6 protein-coding genes and 1 tRNA gene are annotated in these 5,851 nt (G+C 31.7%); 3 read left to right on the top strand and 4 right to left on the bottom strand.

Annotated elements, in window-relative coordinates:
- The first annotated feature begins 395 nt into the window (after positions 1 to 395).
- On the top strand, positions 396 to 1,385 hold the full coding sequence (locus ACNQGB_RS15860) for an SPFH domain-containing protein (protein ID WP_417947246.1): 990 nt from the start codon (positions 396 to 398) through the stop codon (positions 1,383 to 1,385).
- Between the two features lie 27 nt (positions 1,386 to 1,412).
- On the opposite strand, the gene ACNQGB_RS15855 is transcribed toward ACNQGB_RS15860, so the two are convergent.
- From ACNQGB_RS15855 to ACNQGB_RS15840, 4 genes are all read right to left on the bottom strand, one after another.
- Positions 1,413 to 1,685: a DUF6327 family protein gene (locus ACNQGB_RS15855; protein WP_417947247.1), complete on the bottom strand. Its 273-nt coding sequence runs from the start codon at positions 1,683 to 1,685 to the stop codon at positions 1,413 to 1,415.
- Between the two features lie 3 nt (positions 1,686 to 1,688).
- Positions 1,689 to 2,039 (bottom strand): phage holin family protein, encoded by a 351-nt coding sequence (locus ACNQGB_RS15850; RefSeq protein WP_417947248.1) that lies wholly within the window; start codon positions 2,037 to 2,039, stop codon positions 1,689 to 1,691.
- A gap of 40 nt (positions 2,040 to 2,079) precedes the next feature.
- Positions 2,080 to 2,409 carry a YtxH domain-containing protein gene (locus ACNQGB_RS15845; RefSeq protein WP_417947249.1) on the bottom strand — a complete coding sequence of 110 codons (330 nt, stop codon included), beginning with the start codon at positions 2,407 to 2,409 and terminating at the stop codon, positions 2,080 to 2,082.
- Between the two features lie 303 nt (positions 2,410 to 2,712).
- Entirely contained in the window at positions 2,713 to 5,139 is a 2,427-nt protein-coding gene (locus ACNQGB_RS15840) for a glutamine--tRNA ligase/YqeY domain fusion protein (RefSeq protein WP_417947250.1), read from the bottom strand.
- 72 nt (positions 5,140 to 5,211) lie between these two features.
- On the opposite strand from ACNQGB_RS15840, the gene folB reads away from it, so the two are divergent.
- Positions 5,212 to 5,571 carry a dihydroneopterin aldolase gene (gene folB, locus ACNQGB_RS15835; protein ID WP_417947253.1) on the top strand — a complete coding sequence of 120 codons (360 nt, stop codon included), beginning with the start codon at positions 5,212 to 5,214 and terminating at the stop codon, positions 5,569 to 5,571.
- A gap of 105 nt (positions 5,572 to 5,676) precedes the next feature.
- Positions 5,677 to 5,747, top strand: a tRNA-Cys gene (locus tag ACNQGB_RS15830).
- Positions 5,748 to 5,851: the final 104 nt, after the last annotated feature.

Here is a 5,851-nt window from a genome sequence, read left to right as displayed (position 1 = left end):
TGTTTATATTTTTTCATGCAAGACAAATTTAGGCTTTTGACCTTAAACACTTGGGGGCTAACTCCAAGTGTTTTTAATATATCTGTTGCACTTATAAATTGAACCTACAAATTACTTTAAAAAATAAAAGACCTAATTAGCATTCAATGGTAAAAGGTTCACTCTAAAATTAACACCTAAATCCTGATTTTCAAATTGCCAAGCATATTGTTAAAACCATATTGAGAAAAAACGTTAACAAACTTGCATCGCACTACCTGTGGAGACTTATACATGTTAAATAATTATAACTAAGATTTATGTATAAGTATGATGTTGAGAAAATAAAGAAAGTTAAATACGATCGGTTGTGAAGTTTAATTTGTAGATTTATGATTAAACTAAAACAAATTATCATGAACATTGCTTTAATTATCTTACTATTCTTTGGATTCTTTATTTTACTGTCTTCCTTTTTTACAGTAAAACAACAAACAGCTGTTGTTGTAGAGCGATTCGGAAAGTTCTTAAGTATTAGACAATCCGGTTTACATTTAAAAATTCCTTTAATAGACCGGATTGCAGGACGAGTAAATCTAAAAATTCAACAATTAGATGTAATCATCGAAACCAAAACCAAAGACAACGTTTTTGTGAAACTTAAAGTTTCAGTTCAGTTTATGGTTATTAAAGAGACCGTTTATGATGCTTTTTATAAACTGGAGTATCCACACGATCAAATTACTTCTTATGTATTTGATGTTGTTCGTGCCGAGGTTCCTAAACTGAAACTGGATGATGTTTTTGAAAGAAAAGATGATATTGCCATAGCAGTAAAAAGAGAATTGAATGAAGCGATGACGACTTATGGATACACGATTATAAATACCTTGGTAACAGATATTGATCCCGATATTCAAGTAAAAAATGCCATGAATAGAATTAATGCTGCTGATAGAGAAAAAACAGTAGCTGAATTTGAAGCAGAAGCATCAAGAATTAGAATTGTAGCAAAAGCAGAAGCAGAAGCAGAAAGCAAGCGTTTACAAGGACAAGGTATTGCAAATCAAAGAAGAGAAATTGCCAAAGGTTTAGTAGAAAGTGTTGATGTTTTAAATAGAGTTGGAATCAATTCTCAAGAAGCTTCTGCATTGATTGTTGTAACTCAACATTATGATACGCTGCAAGCTATTGGTGCTGATACCAATTCAAATTTAATTTTATTACCTAATTCTCCACAAGCAGGAAGCGACATGCTTAACAATATGATTGCATCGTTTAGCGCTTCAAATCAAGTGGGTGAATTAATGAAAAAAAGAGGTGACAAAGGAACTTCAAGAAAAGAAAAAAACATCGAACTACCTGAAAAACCAGAAGCTCCAGAAACACCGGAAACAGAAGTATAGAGTACTTGAATTCATAAAAAAAGAGGCTTAATTGCCTCTTTTTCTTTTAGTAAACCAATTTTTTATAAACGGAATTGCTTTATTTAATATAAAAGGAGCCGCAGTAGAAACAATTGCTCCATACGGAATAACGGAACTATACGTCCCTATTAAGTCACTTACAATATTTTGAGGCGTAATACTTTCCTTTGTTTTTTGAAACCCATAAGCCAATTTTTGATAACTGATTTCTTTTTCAATCTTTAAAATTTCGAGTTCCCTTTCTATTTGAGCATACGAAGAATATTTTTTGGTTTCCATATATTAGTCGTTAAAAAAGATTTCTGAAAATTTCTCTAAAATGGGTCCTTCGACGATTTTATCTTTTATAGAAAATAAAATTCCTGTTACTACAAGATAAACTCCCCCGACGATTAAAAATCCCAACGCATAACTATCTAAAGCGATACCAATAGCTAAAGCCCCAGCTACTGAACAAAACAATAAAACCATACTGAAACACAATAAAATCAATGAAAATTTTATGATCATGGTTGTCGATTTCATAGCGACCTTAAAACCCCACAATTTATAATAAGCCACAGTGTTTTCTAGATACGCTTTGGCTTGTTCTTGTATGTTTTCTGTATTTTCTTTTAATTCTTCAAAAGCCATAGATTTTATTTTAGGATTTGATACAATAAGTAAATCGAAATTATTTTTGAAGTTTAGCGTTCTGCCTTTTTAGTTCGGCTAATTTTTCTTCTAAAAAGGAAATTACATCTTCGGTCTTGTGACTCATATTTGAAACCAATTCTTCATAGGTTTCTTCCAGATCAATTTTTGCGGTAGAAAATTTGTCTTTAAATTCTTCTGAGGCATGATCTAATTTAGTTTTTAAATCATTCTTAACATCATCAAAACCATCTTTCATTTTTTCTCTGGTTTTTGATCCTTTATCGGGAGCAAATAAAATCCCGATTCCAGCTCCAATTACTGCTCCAGTCAAAAGAGCCAAAAATGTATTTCCTGTTGAATTCGACATAATTCTTAATTTTAAAAGTTTGTTTCATAAAGGTACCTGTTTATTAACAACTCCCTGTTAACAACTCGTTAAAGTGTAATTTCACAAGGCAAAAAGCGAATATAAGCGAACTGTTTCACGTTTATTTGAATTCCATATGTGTTGTTGTTCGTTTTAAAAAACGGTCTTAAAATCAATTTATGAACGTCGTTTTTAATAAGAAAAAAATATTAAAAACAATATTTTTATAACTAATTACAATAATAACAAAAGCCCTCTAAGAAGAGAGCTTTTGATTGGTAAAATCTATTTAAAATAAAGGTCTTAAAATTTAAGGTCTTTTAATAATTGTATCACTTTTTCGTTTTTCTCGATGGATTTTAGTTCTGAAAGCTGTGTTTCGAAAAGGCTAAAATTATTCAAATCATTTTGCAAATTTTCAATCGCTAAAATTCGAACCGCTGCCATTTGACTTTTTAATGACATGGTGTATAATTTTGTCAAAGCTTCTTCTTCGATATCTTTTACTTTTACTTTATTTGAATGATGCAAAATCAAATTAGAAAATAACAGCGAGTTGTTATCATTTTTAATGCTTTTTACAATTGTCTGAATAATTAAACTGTAATTGTCAATACTTTTAATGTTGTCAACAATATTATTTAGAATCAAATTGGCATTGTTTTCGTCCTTTTCTTTTACATATTTATTGATTTCTTTTTGAGTATTCATCAATACATTTTCTTCTTTTTTACCTTTTTCTTCCCAGGCATCTTTCAATCCCACGGTTTTATTAAAGACAATTTTGCCTTCAGCCGTATCTTTATCTACATTGAAATAACCCAAACGTTGAAACTGGAATTTCTCTCCAGATTGCGCCGTTGCTAAACTTGGTTCTACAAATCCCTTCACAATTTGTAACGAACTTGGATTCATAAATTCTAAGAAATTTTTCTCTTTATGACTGTCTGGCGCTTCGTCAATAAACAAGCGATCGTACAAACGAACTTCAGCTTCTAATGCATGTTGTATCGATACCCAATGCAAGGTTCCGGCTACTTTACGTTGACTGGCTTCGCTCCCACTTCCGCTTTTGCTTTCTTCATCATAAGTTACATGAATCTCCGTAATAGTTCCTGCAGCATCTTTTATAACACTTTCACCTTTAATGATATACGCATTTTTAAGACGCACCTCTCTGCCTAAACTCAAACGGAAAAACTTTGCAGGAGCATCTTCTAAAAAGTCTTCTCTTTCAATAAATAATTCTCTCGAAAAAGGTACTTTTCTAAATCCCGCGCTTTCGTCTTCTTGATTATTTTCGGCATCCAACCATTCTGCTTTATCTTCTGGATAGTTCGTAATGACTAATTTTATTGGATCTAGAACCGCCATAACTCTTGGAGCCGTTTTATTCAAATCTTCACGCAAGCAAAATTCCAAAAGTGAAAAATCGATAATATTTTCTCTTTTGGCAACACCAATAATATCACAAAATTTACGAATAGAATTGGCTGTATACCCTCTCCTACGCAATCCTGAAATGGTTGGCATTCTAGGATCATCCCAACCGTTTACTATATTTTCTTGTACCAATTGCAACAGTTTTCGCTTGCTCATTACAGTGTAATTCAAGTTCAAACGAGCAAATTCATATTGATGTGGTTTTACTTTTGAGTCATCATAAATTTGGTCCAAAAACCAGTTGTATAATTCTCTGTGCATTACAAATTCTAACGTACAAATAGAATGTGAAATTTGCTCGATATAATCACTTTCGCCATGTGCAAAATCATACATGGGATAGATTTTCCAATCGTTTCCAGTTCTGTGGTGATGACGGTGTAAAACACGATACATTAACGGATCACGCATCAACATATTAGTCGAAGTCATATCAATTTTAGCACGCAAAACATGGCTACCTTCTTCAAAATCTCCATTTTTCATTCCTTCGAACAAAGCAAGATTTTCTTCAATAGAACGGTTTCTGTAAGGACCATCAACTCCAGGTTGTGTAGGCGTACCTTTCTGCGAAGCCATATCCTCTGAAGATTGACTGTCAATATACGCTTTCCCGTTTTTAATCATTTTTACAGCCCAATCGTACAATTGTTGGAAATAATCAGAAGCATAGCGTTCTTCAGCCCAATTGAAACCCAACCATTGCAAATCTTCCTTGATAGCATCAACATATTCCTGCTCTTCTTTGGCAGGATTTGTATCGTCAAAACGCAAGTTAACTGGTGCATTGTACTTTAACCCTAGTCCAAAATTCAAGCAAATCGATTTGGCATGACCTATGTGTAAATATCCATTAGGTTCTGGCGGAAAACGGAAACGTAATTTATCTTGGGGAAAACCGTTGGATACACTGTCTTCAATGATTTGTTCTATAAAATGGAGTGATTTTTCTTCTTTTTTTAAGTTATTTTTTAATTGATCATAAAATAAAAAATAAAAAATATATTTATTATTCAAATGATATGATTTAATCAAATCATTGAAAACTTCATTAAATCTATTTTTAAAATTATTACTATTATCATTTAAATCTTTAAAAAAAGTATTTTGAATAACTTCATTAAAAGCAATTTGACTAGTTAAATCACTAATTTTAAAATTTAATTGGTTATAAATTGATGGTCCAAAACTCATAATGAATTTTTTAAAAAATAATTCATCATACTCAAATGAATCATTTTTTATTAATCTAATATCTTTTTTTAATTCTTCTAAATCAATGTTCATATTCAATATATTTGTAGTGCAAAGATAACTTTAAATAATTTATTTATAAATCAGTATTTCTGATAAAAAAATATGGGAATCATAAAACTTAAAAATATTAGAACATACTCTTACCACGGTTGCTTGATCGAGGAAGGAAAAATTGGCTCTGACTATACCATAAACTTAGAAGTTAAGACTGACTTGAGAAAATCAAGTATATCAGATGATTTAAAAGATACGGTGGATTATGTGCTTTTAAATCGCATTGTTGTGGAAGAAATGGCTATTCGTTCGGACTTATTAGAACATGTTGCTCACCGAATCATAACTCGTATTTTTGAAGAAATTCCTGAAGTTTCCAGAATTATTGTGGCGGTTTCTAAACTCAATCCTCCTATTGGCGGTGACGTTGAAGCAGTTACTATAGAAATGGAAGAATATAGAAGTTAAGTTAATTACGAATTACAAATTATGAATTATGAATTTTAAAAACTTTGTAATTATTAGCTTTCCTTTTTTAACTTTTTTACTATATTTGCACACCAATAAATAATTGGCGTCGTGGCCGAGCGGCTAGGCTGGGCTCTGCAAAAGCTCCTACTCCGGTTCGAATCCGGACGATGCCTCTAAACCTTCAAAGCAATTTGGAGGTTTTTTTATGTCTAATTTTTAAGAAAAATCAAGTAAAGATATAGTTCGAATCCGTCCCGAAGCTTCGGGAGATGCCTCT

This window comes from Flavobacterium frigidum, from assembly GCF_048286795.2.
This window is presented reverse-complemented; position numbering and strand designations above follow the sequence as displayed.

Coding starts and splice junctions, on each gene's coding strand:
- ACNQGB_RS15850 (WP_417947248.1), bottom strand. CDS start 2,039: ATGGCTTTTGAAGAATTAAAAGAAAATACAGAAAACATACAAGAACAA.
- ACNQGB_RS15855 (WP_417947247.1), bottom strand. CDS start 1,685: ATGGAAACCAAAAAATATTCTTCGTATGCTCAAATAGAAAGGGAACTC.
- ACNQGB_RS15860 (WP_417947246.1), top strand. CDS start 396: ATGAACATTGCTTTAATTATCTTACTATTCTTTGGATTCTTTATTTTA.
- folB (WP_417947253.1), top strand. CDS start 5,212: ATGGGAATCATAAAACTTAAAAATATTAGAACATACTCTTACCACGGT.
- ACNQGB_RS15845 (WP_417947249.1), bottom strand. CDS start 2,409: ATGTCGAATTCAACAGGAAATACATTTTTGGCTCTTTTGACTGGAGCA.
- ACNQGB_RS15840 (WP_417947250.1), bottom strand. CDS start 5,139: ATGAACATTGATTTAGAAGAATTAAAAAAAGATATTAGATTAATAAAA.